This is a genomic window from Kitasatospora sp. NPDC092039 (genome assembly GCF_044756065.1).
Lineage (GTDB): Bacteria > Actinomycetota > Actinomycetes > Streptomycetales > Streptomycetaceae > Kitasatospora.
Genome location: NZ_JBIVSD010000008.1, coordinates 131,888 through 155,739, shown reverse-complemented (window position 1 = coordinate 155,739; position 23,852 = coordinate 131,888). Strand labels below are relative to the sequence as shown.

Annotated in this window: 17 protein-coding genes; 11 read left to right on the top strand and 6 right to left on the bottom strand. The window is 72.6% G+C overall.

The features are described from left to right. Positions 1-109: 109 nt before the first annotated feature. The 4 genes from ACIQI7_RS18055 to ACIQI7_RS18040 form a co-directional block, all read right to left on the bottom strand. Entirely contained in the window at positions 110-1,318 is a 1,209-nt protein-coding gene (locus ACIQI7_RS18055; protein ID WP_401110766.1) for an ROK family protein, read from the bottom strand. 18 nt (positions 1,319-1,336) lie between these two features. Continuing rightward, positions 1,337-1,900 (bottom strand): GtrA family protein, encoded by a 564-nt coding sequence (locus tag ACIQI7_RS18050; RefSeq protein ID WP_401110763.1) that lies wholly within the window; start codon positions 1,898-1,900, stop codon positions 1,337-1,339. 152 nt (positions 1,901-2,052) lie between these two features. Then, positions 2,053-4,449 carry an endopeptidase La gene (gene lon, locus ACIQI7_RS18045; protein ID WP_401110761.1) on the bottom strand — a complete coding sequence of 799 codons (2,397 nt, stop codon included), beginning with the start codon at positions 4,447-4,449 and terminating at the stop codon, positions 2,053-2,055. Between the two features lie 217 nt (positions 4,450-4,666). After that, a complete protein-coding gene (locus ACIQI7_RS18040; protein WP_401110758.1) occupies positions 4,667-5,434 on the bottom strand; it encodes a rhomboid-like protein in 768 nt (255 codons plus the stop codon). Positions 5,435-5,994: 560 nt separating this feature from the next. Between ACIQI7_RS18040 and ACIQI7_RS18035 the strand changes: the two genes are divergently transcribed. The 7 genes from ACIQI7_RS18035 to ACIQI7_RS18005 all read left to right on the top strand — a co-directional run bounded on the left by ACIQI7_RS18035 (position 5,995) and on the right by ACIQI7_RS18005 (position 16,599). Beyond that, entirely contained in the window at positions 5,995-6,732 is a 738-nt protein-coding gene (locus ACIQI7_RS18035) for a response regulator transcription factor (RefSeq protein WP_030057574.1), read from the top strand. A gap of 98 nt (positions 6,733-6,830) precedes the next feature. Then, a complete protein-coding gene (locus ACIQI7_RS18030) occupies positions 6,831-8,018 on the top strand; it encodes a sensor histidine kinase (protein ID WP_401110756.1) in 1,188 nt (395 codons plus the stop codon). Positions 8,019-8,251: 233 nt separating this feature from the next. Continuing rightward, a complete protein-coding gene (locus ACIQI7_RS18025) occupies positions 8,252-11,995 on the top strand; it encodes a multifunctional oxoglutarate decarboxylase/oxoglutarate dehydrogenase thiamine pyrophosphate-binding subunit/dihydrolipoyllysine-residue succinyltransferase subunit (protein WP_401110753.1) in 3,744 nt (1,247 codons plus the stop codon). Between the two features lie 253 nt (positions 11,996-12,248). After that, complete coding sequence (locus ACIQI7_RS18020) at positions 12,249-14,216, top strand: protein kinase (protein WP_401110750.1); 1,968 nt, start codon at positions 12,249-12,251, stop codon at positions 14,214-14,216. Positions 14,217-14,262: 46 nt separating this feature from the next. Beyond that, positions 14,263-14,442, top strand: a complete 180-nt coding sequence (locus ACIQI7_RS18015) for a DUF6104 family protein (protein ID WP_049649445.1) — start codon at positions 14,263-14,265, stop codon at positions 14,440-14,442. A gap of 212 nt (positions 14,443-14,654) precedes the next feature. Next, positions 14,655-15,563, top strand: coding sequence for a DUF4097 family beta strand repeat-containing protein (locus tag ACIQI7_RS18010; RefSeq protein WP_401110748.1), 909 nt, complete (start codon positions 14,655-14,657; stop codon positions 15,561-15,563). A 1-nt stretch (position 15,564) separates the two neighbouring features. After that, positions 15,565-16,599, top strand: coding sequence for a helix-turn-helix transcriptional regulator (locus tag ACIQI7_RS18005; RefSeq protein ID WP_401110745.1), 1,035 nt, complete (start codon positions 15,565-15,567; stop codon positions 16,597-16,599). A gap of 128 nt (positions 16,600-16,727) precedes the next feature. Here the strand turns inward: ACIQI7_RS18005 and ACIQI7_RS18000 are convergent, their stop codons facing one another. Both ACIQI7_RS18000 and ACIQI7_RS17995 read right to left on the bottom strand, forming a co-directional pair. Continuing rightward, positions 16,728-17,690 (bottom strand): zinc-binding dehydrogenase, encoded by a 963-nt coding sequence (locus tag ACIQI7_RS18000; protein WP_401110744.1) that lies wholly within the window; start codon positions 17,688-17,690, stop codon positions 16,728-16,730. A gap of 188 nt (positions 17,691-17,878) precedes the next feature. Further along, a complete protein-coding gene (locus ACIQI7_RS17995; RefSeq protein WP_387750181.1) occupies positions 17,879-19,072 on the bottom strand; it encodes an NADP-dependent malic enzyme in 1,194 nt (397 codons plus the stop codon). 583 nt (positions 19,073-19,655) lie between these two features. On the opposite strand from ACIQI7_RS17995, the gene ACIQI7_RS17990 reads away from it, so the two are divergent. From ACIQI7_RS17990 to ACIQI7_RS17975, 4 genes are all read left to right on the top strand, one after another. Continuing rightward, entirely contained in the window at positions 19,656-20,579 is a 924-nt protein-coding gene (locus ACIQI7_RS17990; RefSeq protein WP_401110743.1) for an ABC transporter substrate-binding protein, read from the top strand. A gap of 422 nt (positions 20,580-21,001) precedes the next feature. After that, positions 21,002-21,928 (top strand): ABC transporter substrate-binding protein, encoded by a 927-nt coding sequence (locus ACIQI7_RS17985; protein ID WP_401110740.1) that lies wholly within the window; start codon positions 21,002-21,004, stop codon positions 21,926-21,928. A 37-nt stretch (positions 21,929-21,965) separates the two neighbouring features. Then, positions 21,966-22,940, top strand: a complete 975-nt coding sequence (locus tag ACIQI7_RS17980) for an amino acid ABC transporter permease (RefSeq protein ID WP_401110737.1) — start codon at positions 21,966-21,968, stop codon at positions 22,938-22,940. Next, complete coding sequence (locus ACIQI7_RS17975) at positions 22,937-23,740, top strand: amino acid ABC transporter ATP-binding protein (RefSeq protein WP_401110734.1); 804 nt, start codon at positions 22,937-22,939, stop codon at positions 23,738-23,740. Before ACIQI7_RS17980 ends, ACIQI7_RS17975 begins: the two co-directional genes overlap by 4 nt. Positions 23,741-23,852: the final 112 nt, after the last annotated feature.

Below are 23,852 nucleotides of genomic sequence, written 5' to 3'. Positions count from 1 at the left end.
CCGCCCGCGGCCGACCGTCACCGAGCCCCCGGCCGCACGGCCGGGGGCTCGGTCGCGTTCCGGGGCCGCTCGGGTGGGGACGGCCCGGGGCCGCACGGGCGGGAACGCCCTATCCGAGCGGCCCCGGGTCGGCCACGATGGCCCGGACGACCCGCACCGCCGCGCCCAGCAGCGGGCCCCGGCGGCCCAGCCGGGAGACCGTCAGCCGGTCCTCGGCCCACGGGCGCACCGCCACCCGGGCGGCCAGCTCGGCCCGCATCGCGGGCAGCAGCCAGGGCGCCAGCCGGGCGTAGCCGCCGCCCAGCACCACCTGGGCCGGGTCCAGCAGGTTGACCGCGCCGGCGGCCGCGGTGCCGAGCGCCGCACCGGCCCCGGCCAGCGCCGAGAGGGCGTCCGCGTCCCCGGCCCCGGCGCGCTCGGCGAGCAGCGTCACCCAGTCGCCCGGAACGCCGGCCAGGCCGGCCGCCCGCAGCACCGCCGCCTCGCCCGCGTACTGCTCCAGGCAGCCGCGCGCCCCGCAGGCGCAGCCGGGTCCGTCGGGGTGGACCGGCACGTGGCCGAACTCCCCGGCGAAACCGCCCGCCCCGCGCAGCAGCCGGCCGCCGACCACGATCGCGGCTCCGACCCCGGCCTCGGCGGAGACGTACAGGAAGTCCTCCGGGCCCTCGCCCAGCCAGCGCTCGGCCAGTCCGCCGAGGTTGGCCTCGTTGTCCGCCTCGATCGGCAGCTCGCCCAGGCCTCCCCCGGCCGCCCGCAGCGCCGGGCGCAGGACGGCTGCCAGCGGGACGTCCTGCCAGCCCAGGTTGGCGGCCCGCTGGAGCACCCCGCCGGAGGCGCCGACCAGCCCGGGTACGGCCAGGGTGAGGCCGGCCGGGCGCAGCTCCGACTCGGTGACGGCCCCGTGCAGCAGGTCGGCGAGCTCGGCCAGCACGGCGGCGGGCTCGCGCCCGTGGTTGGAGACCTCCCGGCGGCGCCAGGCGCGGACCTCCCCGCGCAGGTCGACCACGCAGGCACCCAGGTGCCGCACCCCGATCTCGGCGCCGAGGCCGCCGGGACCGGCCGGGTTGAGGCCGAGCGCGGTGCCGGGACGGCCGACCTTGCCGCTGGGCGCGGCGGGGCCCTCCTCGACCACCAGGCCGGCGGCGATCAGCTGTTCGGCGAGCGAGGAGACGGCGGCCCTGGTCAGCCCGGTCCCGGCGGCGACCTCGGCGCGCGAGCGCGGTCCGTCGGCGATCGTCCCGAGCACCAGGGCAAGGTTGGCCCGGCGCATCCCCTGCTGGCTGGCGGGCCCGGTCCGGACGGGGTCCGGCTCGTGCATAAGGCTCACCTCGCCCCTTTACGGCACGTCCCGTGGCATCTCGGGTGCAGCGTAACCGGCTTCCGGGGGCGCCGCCGTCGGTGCCGGAACGGCCGGGGCCGTTCCGGCGGACGGGGCGAAGACCCACCGCCGCATCGCCCAGTAGCGGAACAGCATCGCCGTGAAGGTGCCGACGACCATCCCGCTGAGGAAGTCCGCGACCTCCTGCTGGAAGGCGCCGACGTACGGCTCGCGCAGGTCCAGCAGGTACCGGGAGACCACCAGCGGTACGTCGTTGACGCCGATCGCCACCGCGCTGACCAGGACGAACATCAGCGCCTCGCGCTGCCGCCCGGCGGCCCGGAAGGCCCAGTGCCGGTTCAGCACGTACGAGACGGCGGTGCCGATCACGGTGGCGACGGTCAGCGCGACCACCGGTTTGTGCTCCAGCACGGTGAACTTGAGCTCGAAGTCGACCACCGTGGTGAGCACGAAGCAGCCGGTCCCGACCAGCAGGAACTTCACCAGCCGGCGGTGCCGCACCAGGAAGGGGCGCAGCCGGTCGGGCACCCGCGCCAGGGCGCGCTGCGTGGGGGACGGCATCTCCGCAGTCTCGCACGCGGGGGTGCCGCCGGCCCTGCGGACCGCCGGTGGCCCCGCGGGTCGTCCCCGGCCCCGGGACCGGCGCCGCGGACCGCCGCCGGATCGCCCGGGCCGCCACGCGGGCGGCCCGGGCAACCGGTCGGAGCCGGCGGTCAGGCGGCCACCAGCACCGAGGCCGCGGCCGGCTCCAGCGCCAGCTCCAGCACCTCCCGCACGTCCGCCACCGGGTGGACGGTGAGCCGCTCCAGGACCTCGGCCGGGACGTCGTCCAGGTCGGCCTCGTTGCGCCTGGGGATGATCACCGTGGTGATCCCGGCCCGGTCGGCGGCGAGCAGCTTCTGCTTCACCCCGCCGATCGGCAGCACCCGCCCGGTCAGCGACACCTCGCCGGTCATCGCCACGTCGGTGCGCACCTTGCGGCCGGAGAGCAGCGAGGCCAGCGCGGTGGTCATGGTGATGCCGGCGCTCGGCCCGTCCTTGGGGATGGCCCCGGCCGGGATGTGCAGGTGCACGCCGCGGTCGCGCAGCGAGGTGACCGGCAGCTCCAGCTCGGCCCCGCGCGAGCGCAAGTAGGAGAGCGCGATGTGCGCGGACTCCTTCATCACGTCGCCCAGCTGCCCGGTGAGGGTCAGCCCGGTGCCGCCGGTCTCGGCGTCGGCCAGCGAGGCCTCGATGTAGAGGACGTCGCCGCCGGCGCCCGTCACCGCGAGGCCGGTGGCCACGCCGGGGACGGCGGTGCGGCGCTCGGCCGGCTCCTGGGCGGATTCCGGCACGTGGTGCGGGCGGCCGATCAGGGCGCGCAGGTCGTCCGCGCCGACCGCGGCGGGCAGCTCGCGCTCGCCCAGCTCGGCCTGTGCGGCGATCTTGCGCAGCACCCGGGCGATCGAGCGCTCCAGGGTGCGCACGCCCGCCTCCCGGGTGTACTCCCCGGCGAGCCTGCGCAGCGCCGGTTCGTCCACGGTGACCTCTCCCCCGGCCAGGCCGGCCTTCTCCAGCTGGCGCGGGAGCAGGTGGTCGCGGGCGATGACGACCTTCTCGTCCTCGGTGTAGCCGTCCAGCCGGACCAGCTCCATCCGGTCGAGCAGCGGCTCGGGGATGGCCTCCAGCACGTTGGCGGTGGCGAGGAAGACGACGTCGGAGAGGTCCAGCTCGACCTCCAGGTAGTGGTCCCGGAAGGTGTGGTTCTGCGCCGGGTCCAGCACCTCCAGCAGGGCCGCGGCCGGGTCCCCCCGGTAGTCGGAGCCGACCTTGTCGATCTCGTCCAGCAGGACGACCGGGTTCATCGAGCCGGCCTCCTTGACCGCCCGCACCAGCCGGCCGGGCAGCGCGCCGACGTAGGTGCGCCGGTGGCCGCGGATCTCCGCCTCGTCCCGGACGCCGCCGAGCGCGACCCGGACGAACTTCCGGCCCATGGCGCGGGCCACCGACTCGCCGAGCGAGGTCTTGCCGACGCCGGGCGGGCCGACCAGGGCCAGCACCGCGCCGCCCCGGCGGCCGCCGACCAGCCCGAGCCCCCGGTCGGCCCGGCGCTTGCGGACGGCCAGGTACTCGACGATCCGCTCCTTCACGTCGGCGAGCCCGGCGTGGTCGGCGTCCAGCACCGCGCGGGCGCCGGCGATGTCGTACTCGTCCTCGGTGCGCTCGTTCCAGGGCAGCTCCAGGACGGTGTCCAGCCAGGTGCGGATCCAGGAGCCCTCGGGCGACTGGTCGGAGGCCCGCTCCAGCTTGTCGACCTCCTTGAGCGCGGCCTCGCGCACCTTCTCGGGGAGGTCGGCGGCCTCGACCCGGGCGCGGTAGTCGCCCTCCTCGTCGGCCGCCTCGCCGTTCAGCTCGGCCAGCTCCTTGCGGACGGCCTCCAGCTGGCGGCGGAGCAGGAACTCCTTCTGCTGCTTGGCCACGCCCTCCTCGACGTCCTTGCGGATGGTGTCGTTGACCTCCTCCTCTGCGAGGTGGTCGCGCAGCAGGGTGAGCGCGTACTCCAGTCGGGCGACCTGGTCGGCCTCCAGCAGCACCTTGAGCTTCTGCTCGGCGGTGACGAAGGGCGCGTAGCCGATGTTGTCGGCGAGCTCGCCGACGCCCTCGATCTGCGCCACCCGGTCGACGATCTGCCAGGCGCCGCGCCTGCGCAGCCACTGGGTGGACAGCGCCTTGTACTCCTTGACCAGCTCGGCGGCCCGGCCGGCCACCGGGGTGCCCACCGAGGACTCCCGGAACGGCGTGGTCTCCACCCAGAGGGCGGCGCCGGGGCCGGTGGTGCCGACCCCGATCCGGACCCGGCGCACGGCGCGCACCAGCGCGGCCGGGTCGCCGTCGGCCAGCCGGCCGACCTGCTCGACGGTGGCCAGCGTGCCGGCCGCCGCGTACGAGCCGTCCACCCGCGGAACCAGCAGGACCTGCGGCTTGCCGGTGCCGGCGGCGGCCCGGGCGGCCTCGACCGCGGCGCGCACCTCGGTGTCCTTCAGGTCCAGCGGGACCACCATGCCCGGCAGGACGACCTCGTCGTCGAGCGGCAGCACGGGCAGGGTGAGCGGTGTGGACGACGATGCCATGATCTCTCCCTAGTCAGTGAACTTGAGTCGACCTGACTAAGGCCTGACGGCCGCCGGATGTTCCCGACGCCCAGTTCGCTGTGAGCGAACAGGAATCGGTCGGAAGGACGCCTCGACCGACCCCGTCAAAAGAGTCCTAAAAGCACACCAAGCGCGCCTTAAAGAATCCTGAGCGAACGATCGCCGGACCGGGGAGACCCCCGACCGGGCGACGCCGTCAACGCGCCGTCCACACCCGCGCGGGCGCACCGCCGGAGGCCGTCACGGCAGCCGGACGCGGTCGGGGCGGGCGCCGCTCGGCCCGGCGCAGCCAGCGCCACAGCGCGACCCCGGCCAGCACCGCGGCCGGGTGCCCCACCGCGGTGACCACGTCCTTGTCGGTGGCGATCTGCTCGGCGATCATCAGCCCGGCACCGCCCAGCGCGAGCAGCCGCCCGCGCCAGGAGAGCAGCCCGGCCACCGCGCCCAGGCAGGCGAGCACGCCGTAGCTGACCCCGATGTCCAGGTGGTCCATCACCTCGGGCGCCATCCGCCCGGTCTCCACCGCGGTGATCACCACGCCCTGGGAGAGCAGGGTCGCCGCGACGTGCCCGGCCGCGAACACCGCCGCCGCCCGGGCCGGACCGACCCTGCGCTCCAGCGGGGCGATGGTGAGGGCGAATCCCCACAGGTACGGCATCCACGCCTCGCCGGCCACCCAGAACCCGCTCAGCACAAGGGCGCGCAAAGGGTGCTGGAGCAGGTTGTGCCCGTCCGAGCTGGAGGCCTCCTGCAGGCGCTGGACGAGTTCCGGATCGGCGATCCTCGCGAAGGTCGTGGTGGCTCCCACGACAGCCAGGTACCCGAGCGTGAAGGGCGTCCTGCGGGGCGTCGGCACCCGTTCCAGCAGCCACTCCAGGGCCCCGGTGCGCAGCCCGAGGCGGAGCATTCCGTACGGCGCCCCCGCGGTCCCGAACCCGTCGGCGCCCCGCCCGCGTCCCGCCATGCCGCCTCCGCTCCACGCCGCAGCCACCGGCTCCCCGCCAGGTGCCCAACGTACCGGCGCGCGCCGCGGATTCCGCCCGGTCGGGTGTTGTCGTGGCCACGGTACGTCGAGGTTCTGGGAGACACCTGGGAAAAGCCCGTGAAGACCGTCGCCGTAGCGGACTGCGGGATTCCCCGGATTGGTCCAGACCTTCTCCCCGACAAGGCCGCGACAGGGCCTCTGACCGGCGACTTGGTGCGAACCGGACTGCATACGTACCGTTACGCAGTGAAAATTCGCCGGGTAAGGTATCGGCCCGTGCCCACTCGTGCAGTGGGTCCGAGGGCGGCCCGAAAGCCGGCCCGCGGGCCGGAAACGTCCGGTCCACCTGCCGGAAAGCATCCGCTGTCCGTACGCTGCGAAGTGCGCGGGAGAAGTGGGCGGCCGACCATCCGTCCTCGGCTCCCGATCGCGCGACGGGACGGCGGACCCGGCACAGTCCACGACGGAACAAGACTACGAGCGGAGCCCGCCATCCCCACAGGTGGCCGGCCCGCAGCCCTGGGGGCGGTGGCGTGACCGTGACAGAAATTCAGCAGGACAACCACAACACCGGTGGCACTGTGAGCAGCCAGCGCAGAGTCCTGGTGGTGGAGGACGAGCCCACGATCGCCGAGTCGATCGCCGCCCGGCTGGGCGCCGAGGGCTTCAAGGTCGCCGTGGCCCACGACGGCCCCGGCGCGGTCGACGGATTCCACACCTGGCAGCCGGACCTGGTGGTCCTCGACATCATGCTGCCCGGATTCGACGGCCTGGAGGTGTGCCGCCGGATCCAGGCCCAGCGCCCGGTGCCGGTGCTGATGCTGACCGCCCGCGACGACGAGACGGACCTGCTGGTCGGCCTCGGCGTGGGCGCCGACGACTACATGACCAAGCCGTTCTCGATGCGCGAACTGGCCGCCCGCGTCAACGTCCTGCTGCGCCGCGTCGAGCGCGCCCAGCAGGCCGCCCGCACGCCCGCGCTGGGCAGCCTGCGGTTCGGCGAGCTGGAGATCGACCACGTGCAGCGCCGGGTCCGGCTGGCCTCGGGCGACGTCCACCTGACGCCGACCGAGTTCGACCTGCTCGCCTGCCTGGCCGCCCAGCCGCGCGCCGTGCTCACCCGCGAGCAGCTGCTGGCCGAGGTCTGGGACTGGACCGACGCCTCCGGTACGCGCACCGTGGACAGCCACGTCAAGGCGCTGCGCCGGAAGATCGGTGCCAGCTGGATCCGCACCGTCCACGGCGTCGGCTACGCGCTGGAGGCTCCGCTCTCCTAGGGCCCGGCTCCGCACGGGCGACGGGCCACCGGGGGGCCCGTGTCCGGGACGACGCCGTGCCACCACGCGGGGGGACAACGCGGGGACCACAGGGGACAATGACCTTTCCACAGCAACGCAACGGGGAATCCGACGGCGCGCGGCCGCAGAACCTGGCCACCCGTGCCGCCCGCCGGGTCTGGGCCGACATCCGGCCGCTCGACCCGGTCCGCTCGATCAAGGGCAAACTCGCCCTGCTCGTGATCGTCTCCGTCTTCCTGGCCACCGGGATGGTGGTCGTGGCGATCCGGTCCGAGACCCAGATCCGGATCATCATGGTCTTCTCCATGATCGCCTCGCTGCTCTTCATGCAGTTCCTCGCGCACGGGCTGACCGCCCCGCTGCGCGAGATGACGGCCGCCGCCCGCGCGATGGCCTCCGGCGACTACAGCCGCCGGGTCGAGGCGAACTCGCGCGACGAGATCGGCGAGCTGGCCGCCGCCTTCAACGCCATGGCCGCCGACCTCCAGGCCGCCGACCGGCACCGCCGCGAGCTGGTCGCCAACGTCTCGCACGAGCTGCGCACGCCGATCGCCGCGCTGCGCGCCGTGCTGGAGAACGTGGTGGACGGCGTGGTCCAGCCGAACCCGGCCACCCTGGGGGCGGCGCTGGAGCAGACCGAGCGGCTCGGCCGCCTGGTCACCCACCTGCTCGACCTCTCCAAGATCGACGACGGCGTGGTCGACCTGGACGCCCGCCCCTTCGAGGTGCGCGAGTTCCTGGACGGCGTGCTGCGCGGGGTCACCGTGGACGGCGCGACGGCCGGCGGCGCCTTCTCCCGGCGCGGGGACGTCCGGCTGGCCCTGGAGGTCAGCCCGACCGGCCTGACCGGCGTGGCGGACCCGGAACGGCTCCACCAGGTGGTCGCCAACCTGGTCGACAACGCCTGCAAGCACTCCCCGCCCGGCGGCACCGTGACGGTGCGGGCGAGACCGGAGGGCGCGGAGGGCGGCCTGCTGCTGGAGGTCGAGGACGAGGGCCCCGGCATCCCGCCGGCCGACCGCACCCGGGTCTTCGAGCGGTTCAGCCGCAGCGGCACCGCGACCGCCGCCGGGCCGGGCGCGGACGGCGGCACCGGGCTGGGCCTGGCCATCGCCCGCTGGGCGGTGGACCTGCACGGCGGACGGATCGCGGTGGCCGAGTCCCCGCGCGGCTGCCGGATCGAGGTCCGGCTGCCCGGGTGGCGCCAGGACGACGGTCAGGACATTTGTCACAGATCCGACACAACGACCTACGAAGATCGTTAGAGGATTCGGCCGATCTTTTGTCCGGTTTGATCCCGGTATGGACCCTGTTCGGCGTCGATCGGTTCCCCTCAGATACGGCTTTCTAACGCACTTTTTCAGCCAAAGTGCAGGTCAGCACTGTGATCTGGGCGACGCCTGGGCCCCGGGGACTGCGCGATCACTGGTCAGGGGCGTAGCCTTAATCCCCGCTGTCCAAACATCCCAAAAGGAAGCGGAAGAGGGCGGTTGCCGCCGTGTCGCCACAGTCCCCTGAAACCCCCAACAGCTCGGCAAGTTCCACTGGCTTCGGCCCCAATGAGTGGCTCGTCGACGAGATCTACCAGCAGTACCTCCAGGACCCGAACTCGGTCGACCGAGCCTGGTGGGACTTTTTCGCCGACTACAAGCCCGGTACCGAGGTGACCCCAGTGACCCAGGCCGCGACCCAGGCCGGCTCCGCGCCGACCCCTGCCGCTGCCCCCGCGCCCGCCGCTGCCGCTCCGGCCGCGCCCGCCGCCGCCCCGGCCGCTCCGGCCCCGGCCCCGGCTGCCGCTCCGGCTCCGCTCGCCGCCGCGCCCGCCGCGCCTCCGGCCCCCAAGGCCGCCGCCCCGGCGCCGGCCGCGCCCGCCGCCGCCGGCCCCGAGCTGGTCCAGCTGCGCGGCCCGGCGAAGGCCGTCGCCACCAACATGGACGCCTCGCTGGAGGTGCCGACCGCGACCTCGGTCCGCGCCGTGCCGGCGAAGCTGTTGATCGACAACCGCATCGTCATCAACAACCACCTGCAGCGCGCCCGCGGTGGCAAGGTCTCCTTCACCCACCTGATCGGCTACGCCCTGGTCCAGGCCATCAAGGCCGCCCCGGGCATGAACTACAGCTACAAGGTGGAGGACGGCAAGGCCTTCCTGGTCAAGCCGGAGCACGTCAACCTCGGCCTGGCCATCGACCTGGTCAAGCCGAACGGCGACCGCCAGCTGGTCGTCGCGGCCATCAAGAAGGCCGAGACGCTCGACTTCTTCGGCTTCTGGCAGGCCTACGAGGACATCGTCCGCCGGGCCCGCGCCAACAAGCTGACCATGGACGACTTCACCGGCGTCACGGTCTCGCTGACCAACCCCGGCGGCATCGGCACCGTGCACTCCGTGCCGCGCCTGATGCAGAACCAGGGCACCATCGTCGGCGTCGGCGCCATGGAGTACCCGGCCGAGTTCCAGGGCTCCGCCCCGGAGACCCTGTCCCGCCTGGGCGTCTCCAAGATCATGACGCTGACCTCGACCTACGACCACCGCGTCATCCAGGGCGCGGCGTCCGGCGAGTTCCTGCGCGAGATCCACCGCCTGCTGCTCGGCGAGAACGGCTTCTACGACGAGATCTTCGAGTCGCTGCGGATCCCGTACGAGCCGGTCCGCTGGGCCACCGACGTCGCCACCACCCACGACGACGAGGTCAACAAGACCGCGCGCGTCATGGAGCTGATCCACTCCTACCGGGTCCGCGGTCACCTGATGGCCGACACCGACCCGCTGGAGTACAAGCAGCGCAAGCACCCCGACCTGGACGTCACCACCCACGGCCTCACCCTGTGGGACCTGGAGCGCGAGTTCGCGGTCGGCGGCTTCGGCGGCCAGAAGATGATGAAGCTCCGCGACATCCTCGGCCTGCTGCGCAACACGTACTGCCGCACCGTCGGCATCGAGTACATGCACATCCAGGACCCGAAGCAGCGCAAGTGGCTGCAGGAGCGCCTGGAGAAGCCGTACTCGAAGCCCGAGCGGGAGGAGCAGCTGCGGATCCTGCGCCGGCTGAACTCGGCCGAGGCGTTCGAGACCTTCCTGCAGACCAAGTACGTCGGGCAGAAGCGCTTCTCGCTGGAGGGCGGTGAGTCGCTGATCGCGCTGCTGGACGCGACCATCGACGCCGCCGCCGAGCACCGCATCGACGAGGCCGTCATCGGCATGGCCCACCGCGGCCGCCTGAACGTGCTGGCCAACATCGTCGGCAAGCCGTACGGCAAGATCTTCGGCGAGTTCGAGGGCAACCTCGACCCGAAGTCGATGCACGGCTCCGGCGACGTCAAGTACCACCTGGGCGCCGAGGGCACCTTCACCGGCCTGGACGGCGAGACCATCAAGGTCTCGCTCGCCGCGAACCCCTCCCACCTGGAGGCCGTGGACCCGGTCGTCGAGGGCATCGCCCGCGCCAAGCAGGACATCCTGGACCAGGGCGGCACCACCTTCCCGGTGCTGCCGATCCAGATCCACGGCGACGCGGCCTTCGCCGGCCAGGGCGTCGTCGCGGAGACCCTGAACATGTCGCAGCTGCGCGGCTACCGCACCGGCGGCACCGTGCACGTCGTCGTGAACAACCAGGTCGGCTTCACCGCCGCCCCGGCGTCCTCGCGCTCCTCGATGTACTGCACCGACGTGGCCCGCATGATCGAGGCCCCGATCTTCCACGTGAACGGCGACGACCCGGAGGCCGTGGTCCGCGTCGCGCGGCTCGCCTTCGAGTTCCGCCAGGAGTTCCACAAGGACGTGGTGATCGACCTCATCTGCTACCGCCGCCGCGGTCACAACGAGGCCGACAACCCGTCGTTCACCCAGCCGCTGATGTACGACCTGATCGACAAGAAGCGCTCGGTGCGCAAGCTGTACACCGAGGGCCTGATCGGTCGCGGCGACATCACCATGGAAGAGGCGGAGCAGGCGCTCCAGGACTTCCAGGGCCAGCTGGAGAAGGTCTTCGCCGAGGTCCGCGACGCGGCCCAGACGCAGACCGTCGGCACCAACGGCAAGCCGGTCGCCGACTTCCCGGTCAACATCCAGACCGGCATCTCCCAGGAGATGGTCAAGCGGATCGCCGCCTCCCAGGTCAACCTGCCGGACTGGCTGACCGTCCACCCGCGCCTGCTGCCGCAGCTGCAGCGCCGCGCCGCCTCCGTCGAGGACAACACCATCGACTGGGCGATGGGCGAGACCCTCGCCATCGGCTCGCTGCTCATGGAGGGCCACCCGGTCCGCCTGGCCGGCCAGGACAGCCGCCGCGGCACCTTCGGCCAGCGGCACGCCGTCCTGATCGACCGCAAGACCGGCGAGGACTACACCCCGCTGCAGTACCTGACCGAGGACCAGGCCCGCTACACCGTCTACGACAGCCTGCTGTCGGAGTACGCGGCCATGGGCTTCGAGTACGGCTACTCGCTGACCCGCCCGAACGCGCTGGTCATGTGGGAGGCGCAGTTCGGCGACTTCGTCAACGGCGCGCAGACCATGGTGGACGAGTACATCGCCTCCGCCGAGCAGAAGTGGGGCCAGCACTCCGGCGTCACCCTGCTGCTGCCGCACGGCTACGAGGGCCAGGGCCCGGACCACTCGTCCGCCCGCCCGGAGCGCTTCCTCCAGCTGTGCGCGCAGAACAACATGACGGTCGCCATGCCGACCCTGCCGTCGAACTACTTCCACCTGCTGCGCTGGCAGGCGCACAACCCGCACCACAAGCCGCTGGTCGTCTTCACCCCGAAGTCGATGCTGCGTCTGAAGGCCGCGGCGAGTGCGACCGAGGAGTTCCTGTCCGGCTCGTTCCGCCCGGTCATCGGCGACACCACCGTCGACCCGGCGCAGGTCCGCAAGGTCGTCATCACCGCCGGCAAGTTCTACTACGACCTGGACGCGGCCCGCACCGAGCGCGGCGTCACCGACACCGCGATCGTCCGGGTCGAGCGGCTCTACCCGCTGCCGGTGGCCGAGCTCCAGGAGGAGCTGGCCCGCTACGGCGACGACGTCCAGTTCGTCTGGGCGCAGGAGGAGCCGGCCAACCAGGGCGCCTGGCCGTTCATCGCGATGAACCTGGTCGACCACCTCCAGGTCGTCATCGGCCGCAGCGGCGGCGACGCCCGTCTGCGCCGGGTCGCCCGCACGGCGGCCTCGTCCCCGGCGGTCGGCTCGGCCAAGCGGCACGCCGCCGAGCAGCAGGCCCTGGTCGAGGAGGTCTTCGCGCTCTGACGAGCCGAAGCCCCACGGTCCCGTAACGCCCGCGGCCCCGTCCTCCCCCACCGGGAGGGCGGGGCCGCGGGCGTTGCGCGCTCCACGGCGCTGCCATGCCAAGGTCGCAGCTCTGCAACCAAACCGGAACCGCTGTGCGCGAGGCCCTGACGGGTCGATAGGTTATGCCTCGCCGCCCGGCAGCCCGGCGCCCGTCGACGCGTCCGGCCGCCACGGCCGTACCACCTCACCGCACTCCCAGGGGGATCACCACATGACCGCCGACACGCCTAGGGACGCCGGCAAGCTCCCACCGGTCTTCCAGCCGCTCCTCCCGGACGACCCCCGGGAGGTCGGCGGCTACCGGCTGTTCGCCCGGCTGGGCGCCGGCGGCATGGGCCGGGTCTACCTCTCCTACACCCCGGGCGGGCGCCCGGTCGCGCTCAAGGTGGTGCGCCCGGAGTTCGCCGAGGACGGCGAGTTCCGCCGCCGCTTCGCCCAGGAGGTCAGCAACGCCCAGCGCATCCACGGGCTCTACACCGCGCAGGTGATCGACTCCGGCGGCCTGGACAGCGACGCCCCCTGGCTGGTCACCGCGTACGTCCCCGGCCCGTCCCTGCAGCAGGTGGTGCGCGAGAACGGCGCGCTGCCGGTGCGCACCGTGCTGCTGCTGATGGGCGGCATCGCCGAGGCCCTCCAGGCCATCCACAGCGTCGAGGTGGTCCACCGCGACCTCAAGCCCGCCAACGTGCTGGTCGCCGGGGACGGCCCGCGGGTGATCGACTTCGGCATCGCCCGGGCCGCCGACGCCACCGCGCTGACCGGCACCGGCTACCGGATCGGCTCCCCCGCCTTCATGTCCCCCGAGCAGGCCCAGGGCCGCCCGGTCTCCCCGGCCACCGACGTCTTCGCGCTCGGCGCCCTGGCCGCGTACGTGGCCGGCGGCACCGCGCCGTTCGGCGACGGTCCGGACACCGCGGTGCTCTACCGGGTGGTGCACGAGGAGGCGGACCTCACGGCCGTCCCGGCGGACCTGCGCGAGCTGATCCAGCGCTGCCTGGCCAAGTCGCCGGAGGACCGGCCCACGCCCGCCGAGATCATCCAGATCGCCCGCAACCACCCGGAGGTCGGCGGCCAGCTGCGGTTCGGCGACGACTGGCTGCCGCGCGAGGTCAACACCGAGATCACCCGGCGCTCCGACCTGCCCAAGACGCCGCCCACCCCGCTGCCGGCCGCGCCGGCCACCCCGCCGACCCCGCTGCCCGCGATGCCGGCCACTCCCCCGCCACCGACCGGCGCGCCGACTCACCCGACGCACCCGACGCACCCGGCCACCGCGGTGCAGCCGCCGGCGCCGCCGCTCGGCTTCACCCCGCCGCCGGTGGGCTCGTACGGCGCCCCGCAGCCGCCCACCGAGTCGCCGACCGCGCCGGTGCTGCCCGCCCCGCCGACCGTCCGGGTCCAGCCGGAGCCGCCGTCCTACGACACCCCGCCGCCCGGCCCGGTGGTGACCGCCGACCCGACGCCCGCGCCGGAGCCCAAGCGCAAGGGCGGGGTGTCCTGGAAGGTCCTGCTCACCGTCGCCCTGGTGATGGCGGTCGGCGGCACCGCGGGCGGCGTGGTGCTGGTGAAGAAGCTGGACGACGGCGACAAGAAGGGCCACTCCTCCGCGCAGAACAACGCCGCGACCGGCGGCCCGGCGGCCCCGACGCCCACCCCGACCCAGACCCCGGCCGGTCCCAGCGCCTCCGCCACCTCGGGCCCGGTGTCGGCCTCCACCCCGAAGCCCGGCCAGAGCACCGTCTCGGCCCCGGCCCGGCCGACCGGCTACTCCCCGATGCTGGACAAGAAGTCGCTGGCGATCCCCAGCGCCGAGTACTCCTCCGACGCCTACCGGATCGACCTGGACTCGGGCACCGTGGTGCCCCGCTCCACCGACCTCAAGTGGGGCTTCGGGGTCACCAACAACAGCAGCGGCAGCAAGGCCAACGCCTTCTCCAGCTACGGCGACAACAAGTCGGACTTCGCGGTGATCACCGAGCCGTCCGTCACCGCCGAGCAGTGCACCGCCGCGATCGACTCCCGGCCGGACACCGACCTCTCGTACAACCGGGTCGCGCCCGGCCGCCTGCTGTGCGTCCGCGACCGGGTCACCCGCAACATCGCCGTCCTGGTGATCGAGCAGGCCGACCCGACCACCGGGGCCGCCAAGGTCACCGTCAGCACCTGGCGGGCCAGCTGACCGGACTATCCTGACCAGGTCAATCCCCATCGGACCGGAGCGAACCGTGTACTTCACCGACCGAGGCATCGAGGAGCTGGAGAACCGGCGCGGCGAGGAGGAGGTCACCCTGGGGTGGTTGGCCGAACAGCTGCGCACGTTCGTCGACCTCAACCCGGACTTCGAGGTCCCGGTCGAGCGGCTGGCCACCTGGCTGGCGCGGCTCGACGACGAGGACGACGAGTGACCCGGTGACGGCCGTCGCGAGGCCCGGGAGGCAACCGCCTCCCGGGCCTCGCGCGTGTCCGGGCACGGGATCCCCCCCAGCCCCGTAGGGGGACCTCGGGGACGGATCGGGGTCGGGATCGGGGGCCGGCACGCTTGACTCTGCCAGCACGCGATATATCGTCTTCAGAAGAGAACGCGATACATCGCGATCGGCGACGGGAGGCGGCAGAGATGAGCCAGTGGACGGTCGAGGGCACCGAGAGGATCACCTTCGACGAGCCGGTGCGCGCGCTGCACGTGCGGACCATCGAGGGCACCGTGAACGTGGTGGCGGCCGAGGGCCCGGCCCGCCTGGAGGTCACCGAACTGGTCGGCGAGCCCCTGCACGTGACGCTGGTGGACGGCGTCCTGACGGTCACCTACAAGGACATCAACAGCTGGGGCGAGTTCGGCGACCGGCTGAAGTCGGTCGGCTCGGTGAAGGACCTCTTCGGCTCCTTCAAGCGCAAGCGGATCGCCGGCGTGACGGTCACCGTCCCGGCCGCGGTCGAGGTCAAGGTCGGCACCGTGTCCGCCGACGCCACCGTCAGCGGGGTCGACGGGCACGTCTCGGTGCAGAGCGCCAACGGCGACACCACCCTCGCCGGGGTGACCGGCCGGATCGAGGCGGGCACCGTCACCGGCGACGTGGACGCCCAGGCCGTCGGCGGCCGGCTGAAGGTCAACACCGTCTCCGGGCAGCTCACCGTGATCGCCGGCACCGCCGACCGGATCCAGGCCAACACCGTCACCGGCGCCGTCACCCTGGACCTCGACGTGGCCGGCGAGACCGACGTCAAGGTCAACACCGTCAGCGGCGCGGTCGTGGTCCGGATCCCCTCCCTGGCCGACGCCACCGTCGAGGCCGGCTCCACCAGCGGCGACGTCTCCAGCACCTTCGAGGAGCTGCAGATGAGCAGCACCTGGGGCGCCAAGAAGATCTCCGGCCGGCTCGGCGAGGGCCGCGGCAGCCTCAACGTCACCACCGTCTCCGGTGCGGTCACGGTGCTGCGCCGCCCCGACTCGGAGGAGGAGGGCCCGGTGGTCGTCAAGGAGCTCCCGGCCGGCCCCGGCACGCCGAACTTCAACAAGGAGGCCTGAGATGACCCCCGTGTTCGGCCACGGCCGGCTCCGCCTGTACCTGCTGAAGCTGCTGGACGAGGCGCCGCGGCACGGCTACGAGGTGATCCGGCTGCTGGAGGAGCGGTTCCAGGGCCTGTACGCCCCCTCGGCCGGGACGGTCTACCCCCGGCTGGCCAAGCTGGAGCAGGAGGGCCTGGTCACCCACAGCACCGAGGGCGGCCGCAAGGTGTACCGGCTGACCGACGCCGGGCGCGCCGAACTCGAAGCCCGGCAGAGCGAGTTGGACGAGCTGGAGGTGGAGATCCACGACTCCGTGGCGCAGCTCGCCGGGGCGATCCGCGAGGACGTCCGGGACAGCGCCAAGGACCTGCGCGAGGAGCTGTGGCAGGCCGCCCGGCAGGCGCCCCGGCCGGAGCGCGCCGAGGGCGGCGACCCGTGGGCCGGGCCCTGGGGGGACAACGAGTCCTGGCAGCGTGCCAAGGAGGAGTTCGCCCAGTTCAAGCAGCAGGCCAAGGAGCAGGCCAAGCGCGCCCGGGAGCAGGAGAAGGCCGCCAAGGCCAAGGCGAAGGCCGCCGAGGCGGAGGCCCGCCGGCTGCGCGAGCAGGCCAAGGCCTCCCGCACCGCCGCCCAGCAGGAGGCGCTGCGGATCAAGCGCCGGGTCGAGCAGCAGGTGCGCGAGCACGCCGCGAAGGGCGACTGGCCGACCGGGCTGGCCGAGGGCCTGTCCGAGCTGACCAAGGGCCTGGCCGGGCTGGCCGACGCGGCCCGCTGGGGCCACGGCGCGCAGGAGCCGCCCGCCGGGAACGCCGAGCGGGTCACCGTGACCCGGATCGACCTGGACGAGGACGCCACCGGCACCCCGGCCGACCTGCCGTCCTGGGCCCGTACCGACCCGGCCGGGGACCCGGCCCGCGAGCTGGAGCGGCTGCTCGACCGCTTCCGCGACCAGGTCCGCGACGCGGCTCGGGACGGCGGGGTGAGCGCGGACAAGCTGGCCGAGTCCCGCGCGGTGCTGGGCGCCGCGGGCGAGCGGCTGAAGCGGCTGCTCGGCTGAACCGGCGGTCCGGCGGGTGACGGCCCGGTGCCCCCGTGGGGGAGGCGCCGGGCCGCCGCGCGTGCGGCCGCGTCGGGGCGTCAGCTCGCCGGGACGTCAGCTCGCCGCAGTGTCAGGGTGCCGGGGCGTCAGGGCTGGAGGACGATCTTGCCGAAGACGTCGCCCTTGGCGAGCCGGGCGAAGCCGTCCCGCGCCTCGGCCAGCGGCAGCACCGAGTCGATCACCGGCCGGACGCCGGTGTTGGCGCAGAACGCGAGCAGCCCGGCCAGCTCCTCCTTGGTGCCCATGGTCGAGCCGACCACCTTGAGCTCCAGGAAGAAGATCCGGTTCAGCTCGACGGAGCTCGGGTCGGCGCCGGAGGTGGCCCCGGAGATGACGATGGTGCCGCCCGGGCGCAGCGACTTCACCGAGTGCGACCAGGTCGCCGCGCCGACCGTCTCCATTACGGCGTCCACCCGCTCGGGCAGCCGGGCGCCGCTCTCGAAGGCCGCGTCGGCGCCGAGCTCCACCGCCCGGGCGCGCTTGGCCTCGTCCCGTCCGGTGACCCAGACCCGCAGGCCGGCCGCCTTGCCGAGGACGATCAGCGCCGTCGCCACCCCGCCGCCCGCGCCCTGCACCAGGACGGTGTCACCGGGCTTGACCCCGGCGTTGGTGAACAGCATCCGGTAGGCCGTCAGCCAGGCGGTGGGCAGGCAGGCGGCCTGCTCGAAGCTCAGCTCGGCGGGCTTCGGGAGCAGGTTCCAGGTGGGCACCGCGACCCGTTGGGCGAAGGTGCCCTGGTAGCGCTCGGTCAGGATGGACCGCGGCTCGTCCGGGCCGACCCCGTGGCCGCTCTGGCCGATCACCGAGTGCAGCACCACCTCGTTGCCGTGCTCGTCGACGCCGGCGGCGTCGCAGCCGAGGATCATCGGCAGCTTCTCGGCGGGCAGGCCGACCCCGCGCAGCGACCAGAGGTCGTGGTGGTTGAGGCTGGCGGCCCGGACCGTGACCACGCTCCACCCGGGACGGGCCTGCGGCTCGGGGAGGTCGCCCAGCTCCAGCCCGCTCAGCGGGTCGGCGGCGTCGATACGTGCGGCGTAGGCAGCGAACATGCCCCGGACGATAGCCGCGACGGCCGGAACCGGGAACCACGCCAAGGTGTGACGCGTGTCCCGGCCGCGGGTCCGCCGCGCTTCCCCCGCGCGCCGCGACCCGCTGCCGGGCGTCGTCGCCGGCGCTCGGGGGAGCCGGGAGGCGCGGGGGAGCGGCCACGAGGTCGGCGCGCTCCCCCGTCGGACCGTCAGATCCGCGCCACGCCCTCGGCCCGGGCGGCCTCGGCGACGGCCTTGGTGACCGCCGGCGCGACCCGCTCGTCGAACGGCGAGGGGATGACCTTCTGCGGCGTCAGCTCGTCGGCCACGACGCCGGCCAGCGCCTTGGCGGCGGCCAGCTTCATGCCCTCGGTGATCCGGGAGGCGCGGACCTGGAGGGCGCCCGCGAAGATGCCCGGGAAGGCCAGCACGTTGTTGATCTGGTTCGGGAAGTCGCTGCGGCCGGTGGCGACCACGGCGGCGTACTTGTGCGCGACCTCGGGGTGGATCTCCGGGTTGGGGTTGGCCATCGCGAAGACGAACGCGCCCTCCGCCATGGTCGCGACGACCTCCTCCGGCACGGTGCCGCCGGAGACGCCGATGAACACGTCGGCGCCGGCCAGCGCGTCGGCCAGCGAGCCCTTGAGGCCGGTGCGGTTGGTCTGCCCGGCGATCTCGGCCTTGACGTCGGTGAGGTCGCCGCGGCCCTCGTGCACCACGCCCTTGCGGTCGCAGACGGCCACGTCGCCGATGCCGGCCGCGACCAGCATCTTGGCGATGGCGATGCCGGCCGCGCCGGCGCCGGAGATGACGGCCCGCAGCGAGCCGATCTCACGGCCGGTCACCTTGGCGGCGTTCCACAGGGCGGCGGTGGTGACGATCGCGGTGCCGTGCTGGTCGTCGTGGAAGACCGGGATGTCCAGGGCCTCCTGGAGCCGGCGCTCGATCTCGAAGCAGCGCGGCGCGGAGATGTCCTCCAGGTTGACGCCGCCGAAGGAGGGCGCCAGCCGGACCACGGTCTCGACGATCTCGTCGACCCCGGTGCAGGCGAGCGCGATCGGCACCGCGTCCACGCCGCCGAACTGCTTGAACAGGATGGCCTTGCCCTCCATGACGGGCAGCGAAGCCTGCGGGCCGATGTCGCCGAGGCCCAGCACGGCGGTGCCGTCGGTGACCACCGCGACGGTGTTGGACTTCCAGGTGTAGTCGTTGACCAGCTCCGGCTGCTCGGCGATGGCCGTGCAGACCCGGGCGACACCGGGGGTGTAGGCGAGGGACAGGTCGTCCGCGTCGCGCACCGGGACGGTCGCCCGGATCTCCATCTTGCCGCCGCGGTGCAGCGCGAAAACCGCGTCGACCGGATCGTCGGTGTCCTGGGTGCTGCTGATGATCTCCGCTGCCACGATGACCTCTTCGTCATTGATCTGGCGAGGACGCGCGGCCGACGGACAGGGCGACCCGGCCGGAAACCGGAAACCGGGTACGCCGAAGCGGACCCGGGGTCAGGGTCGGGGCGCTGCCGTCGGGCGGCGCCCTCGGATGAGGGTTTTATGGGGTCTTGTGTTGTCCGCGTTGTGCTTCGGGGCCGAGCGTAGGTGGGACAAAGGCATCGCACCTATGCCTTTTCGTCCTCGTCACGTACGGTTCATCGCCGCGCTGTCGGGTCACAGGGCCCGGCGTCGGAAGCACCGGGCTCCGGCGACGGCAACGGCGTGAGCGCACGCGCACCCACAGGAGTGAACGCAGATCGAAGGGGAATCGGTGCCCCGGATACGGAGCCGCGTGAGGACTTCCGTTCCCGAGCACCCCGAGCCTGTCGGGGCTCGTCGGTCTGGTTCGAGCGTTCGGGGGTCACCCGGTGACGAATTCTGACACACCCGCCGCCGGGCCCGGCAGGCCGGGATGGCAGGATCGCTTGTCCGCCATGCCGCGTACACCCGCGCGACACCATGGCGGCCGCACGCCCGTCCCACAGGAGTCGCCCTCATGCCTCACGTCCGCCACGCCCGTCGTCCGATCCCGGCCGGCGCCGCCCTGGCCACCGCCGGAGCCCTGCTGCTGACCGGCTGCGGCGGCGGGCAGGCCGCCTCGGACGACCCGGTCAAGGACCTCCGCGACAAGCTGCCGAAGGCCCAGCGGTCGGCCGGCGCGCTGCGGATCGGCATGGACGTCAACTACGCCCCGGTGGAGTTCCGCGGCCCGGACGGCAAGCCGACCGGCCTCGACCCGGACCTCGCCGCCGCCCTGGGACGGATCCTCGACGTGCGGGTCGAGTTCGTCGACACCCCTTTCGACAAGCTGATACCGAACCTCCAGGCCAAGCAGTACGACGTGGCGATGTCGGCGATCAGCGACACCCGCCAGCGCCGGGACGCCCTGGACGAGGCCGGCAAGAAGACCGGTCCGGGCGTGGACTTCGTGGACTACTTCATCGCCGGCACCTCGATCGTCGTCCCGAAGGGCAACCCGAAGGGGATCAAGACCCTGGACGACCTCTGCGGCAAGACCGTCTCGCTCCAGCAGGGCACCACCCAGGACGAGGTCGTCACCCGCCAGGTGGCCGTCTGCGCCCGGGCCGGCCGCCCGCTGACCCCCCGCAAGCTGGACTCCGACGCCAAGGCGCTGGCCGAGGTCGCCTCCGGCGCGGCCGCGGCCGGGCTGAACGACTTCCCGGTGGCCGCCTACGCGGCGAAGACCACCGACGGCGGCGCCCGCTTCGAGGTGACCGGCGGGCAGTCCACCTCCAACCCGTACGGGATCGCGCTGCGCAAGGACGACGAGCAGCTGCGCGACGCGCTGGCCAAGGCGATCGACCAGCTGATCCGCAGCGGCGAGTACGACAAGATCCTGGCCAAGTGGAACGTCAACGCCGGCGCGGCGCAGAACGCGGTGGTCAACGGGGGCATCTGAGCGGCGGGGCGGCGGGCCTCCGGGACCGGCACAGAGGGATCTGCATACTTATGCGCAGAGTGACAGGGGCACGGGATAAGTCCGAATAGCGGACAGCGCGACCCCTCGTTATCCGATTTTGATCTGGATGAGGGCCATCTGACTGTCATCAGATGGCAGGATTCCCCCCATCTCGGATCGAGCCGGCCACAGGTCGAGGTCGTTCGGTCAACGTCCACCTCGGCGGAGGGTGGCGGAAGCAGTACCTCGTAGAACCCCGGGCGGCTCACCCCCGCGCCCGGGCCACTGCACGACCCGGCCTGCACGTACGACGACGTACGGCGACACGCACCCGTACCGAGCCGCGCGGCTCGCCGTTCCGGTGCGCCGCTCCCGCGGCGCGCTCCGCCCGACCTCTCTCCCCCAGGATGGAGATCCCCCTCATGACCACCCGTACGCAGCGCAACCGGCTCTTCGCAGCCGGTGTGGTCGCCGCCTCCGTCTCCCTCGTGCTGACCGGTTGCAGCAGCAGCGGCAAGAGCGAGAGCGGCGCGCCCAACGCCTCCGCCACCGTCAACGAGGTCAAGGCCGACCCCAAGCTGGCCGCACTCGTTCCGGACGACGTCAAGGCCGCCGGCAAGCTCGTGGTCGGCGCGGACGCCTCCTACGCGCCGGACGAGTTCAAGGACGACAGCGGCAAGATCATCGGCATGGACGTCGACCTGGCCAACGCCATCGCCGCCAAGCTCGGGCTGAAGGCCGAGGTCCAGGACTCCGGCTTCACCGCGATCATCCCCGGCATCCAGGCGAACAAGTTCCAGCTCGGCATGTCGTCCTTCACGGACAACAAGGAGCGCGAGCAGATCGTCGACATGGTCACCTACTTCAACTCCGGCAGCGCCGTCGCGGTGAAGAAGGGCAACCCGGAGAAGATCGACCCGAAGGACCTCTGCGGCAAGAAGGTCGCCGTCCAGACCGGCACCACCCAGGCCGACGAGATCAAGGACACCCGCGACCCGGACTGCGCCAAGGCCGGCAAGCCGGGCGTCCAGAACGGGGGCGACAAGTTCGACCTCCAGACGGACGTCACCAACGCGGTGGTCTCCGGGCGCGACCAGGCGCTGATGGCCGACTCCCAGGTCGTCGACTACGCGATCAAGCAGTCCGGCGGGCAGCTGGAGAAGGTCGGCGAGACCTACGGCACCGCCCCCTACGGGGTCGCCCTGGCCAAGGGCTCCAAGCTCACCCCGGCCGTCCAGGGCGCCGTCCAGTCGCTGATCGACGACGGCACCTACAAGCAGATCCTCACCAAGTGGGGTGTCGAGGCCGGCGCCATCGAAAAGTCGGCCGTCAACGGCGCCGTCAGCTGACCCTCGTACGCTTCATCTTCTCCCCCGAGGCCACACCGTGAACTCTTTGGACAAGGGGACGGCGGAGAAGGGGCGGCCTGAGACCATCAAGGCCGTCCCCGTCCGCCACCCCGGACGCTGGGCGGGCGCCGTCGTCATCGCCCTGCTCGCGGCGATGCTGCTGAGCGCCCTCTTCACCAACCCCGCCTTCAAGTGGGACGTCGTCGGGAAGTACCTGTTCCACGACAGCATCATGCACGGCCTGCTGGTGACGCTGGAACTGACCGTGCTCGCCATGCTCATGGGTGTGGTCGGCGGCATCATCCTCGCGGTGATGCGCCTGTCCCCGAACCCGCTGCTGGCCGGCGTCGCGTGGGTCTACATCTGGATCTTCCGCGGCACCCCGGTGCTGGTGCAGCTGGTGTTCTGGAACTTCCTCGGCCTGATCTGGGCCAAGCTGTCGATCGGCGTCCCGTGGGGGCCGGAGTTCTGGTCCGAGCAGACCAACGTGCTGATCCCGACCTTCGTCGCCGCGCTGCTGGGCCTCGGCCTCAACGAGGCCGCCTACATGGCGGAGATCGTCCGCGGCGGCATCCAGTCGGTGGACGAGGGCCAGAGCGAGGCCTCGCACGCGCTCGGCATGAGCCGGTTCCAGACCATGCGCCGGATCGTCCTGCCGCAGGCCATGCGGGTGATCATCCCGCCGACCGGCAACGAGACCATCTCGATGCTCAAGACCACCTCGCTGGTCTCCGTGATCTCCCTGGAGGAGATCTTCCGGGCCGGCCAGGTCATCTACTCCCGGAACTACCAGAACATCCCGCTGCTCATCGTGGTGAGCCTCTGGTACCTGTTCTTCACCTCGGTGCTGACCATCGGCCAGTACTACATCGAGCGCCACTACGCCCGAGGCTCCAACCGCACCCTCCCGCCCACCCCGCTGCAGCGGCTGCGGGGCCTGTTCGCCGGGAAGCCCGCCCCCAGGACGAACGCCGACGTCGTCCCGGGGCTCGAGGGAGGTGGTCACGTATGACCGATCTGACCAAGTCCCCCGCCGGCGCCACGGCGGCCGTCGAGCCCATGGTGCGCGCCGAGAACGTGCACAAGTCCTACGGCCTGGTCGAGGTGCTCAAGGGCATCGACCTGGAGGTCAAGCAGGGCGAGGTGTTCTGCCTGATCGGCCCCTCGGGCTCCGGCAAGTCGACCTTCCTGCGGTGCATCAACCACCTGGAGAAGATCAACGGCGGCCGCCTCTGGGTGGACGGCGAGCTGGTCGGCTACCGCCAGAAGGGCGACCGGCTGCACGAGCTCAAGGACCGCGAGGTCGCCCTCAAGCGGCGCGACATCGGCATGGTCTTCCAGCGCTTCAACCTGTTCCCGCACATGACCGCCATCGAGAACGTCATGGAGGCGCCGGTCCAGGTCAAGGGCGAGAGCAAGGCCGAGGCCCGCGAGCGCGGCATGGCCCTGCTGCAGCGGGTCGGCCTCGCCGACAAGGCGAAGAACTACCCCTCGCAGCTCTCCGGCGGCCAGCAGCAGCGCGTGGCGATCGCCCGCGCGCTGGCCATGAAGCCCAAGCTGATGCTCTTCGACGAGCCCACCTCGGCGCTCGACCCGGAGCTGGTCGGCGACGTCCTCGACGTCATGCGCGGCCTCGCCGAGGAGGGCATGACCATGGTGGTCGTCACCCACGAGATGGGCTTCGCCCGCGAGGTCGGCGACGCGCTGGTGTTCATGGACGGCGGTGTGGTGGTCGAGTCCGGCAACCCCCGCGAGGTGCTCACCGACCCCCGGCACGAGCGCACCAGGGCCTTCCTGTCCAAGGTGCTCTGAAGCCCGTACCACCGGCGCCCGGCAGACCCGTCCTGCCGGGCGCCGTCCCTTTCCCCGCCCGGGTAATAGGCTGGAATCCCCATCCGGGTAATAGGCTGGAGGCAGTCAGCCC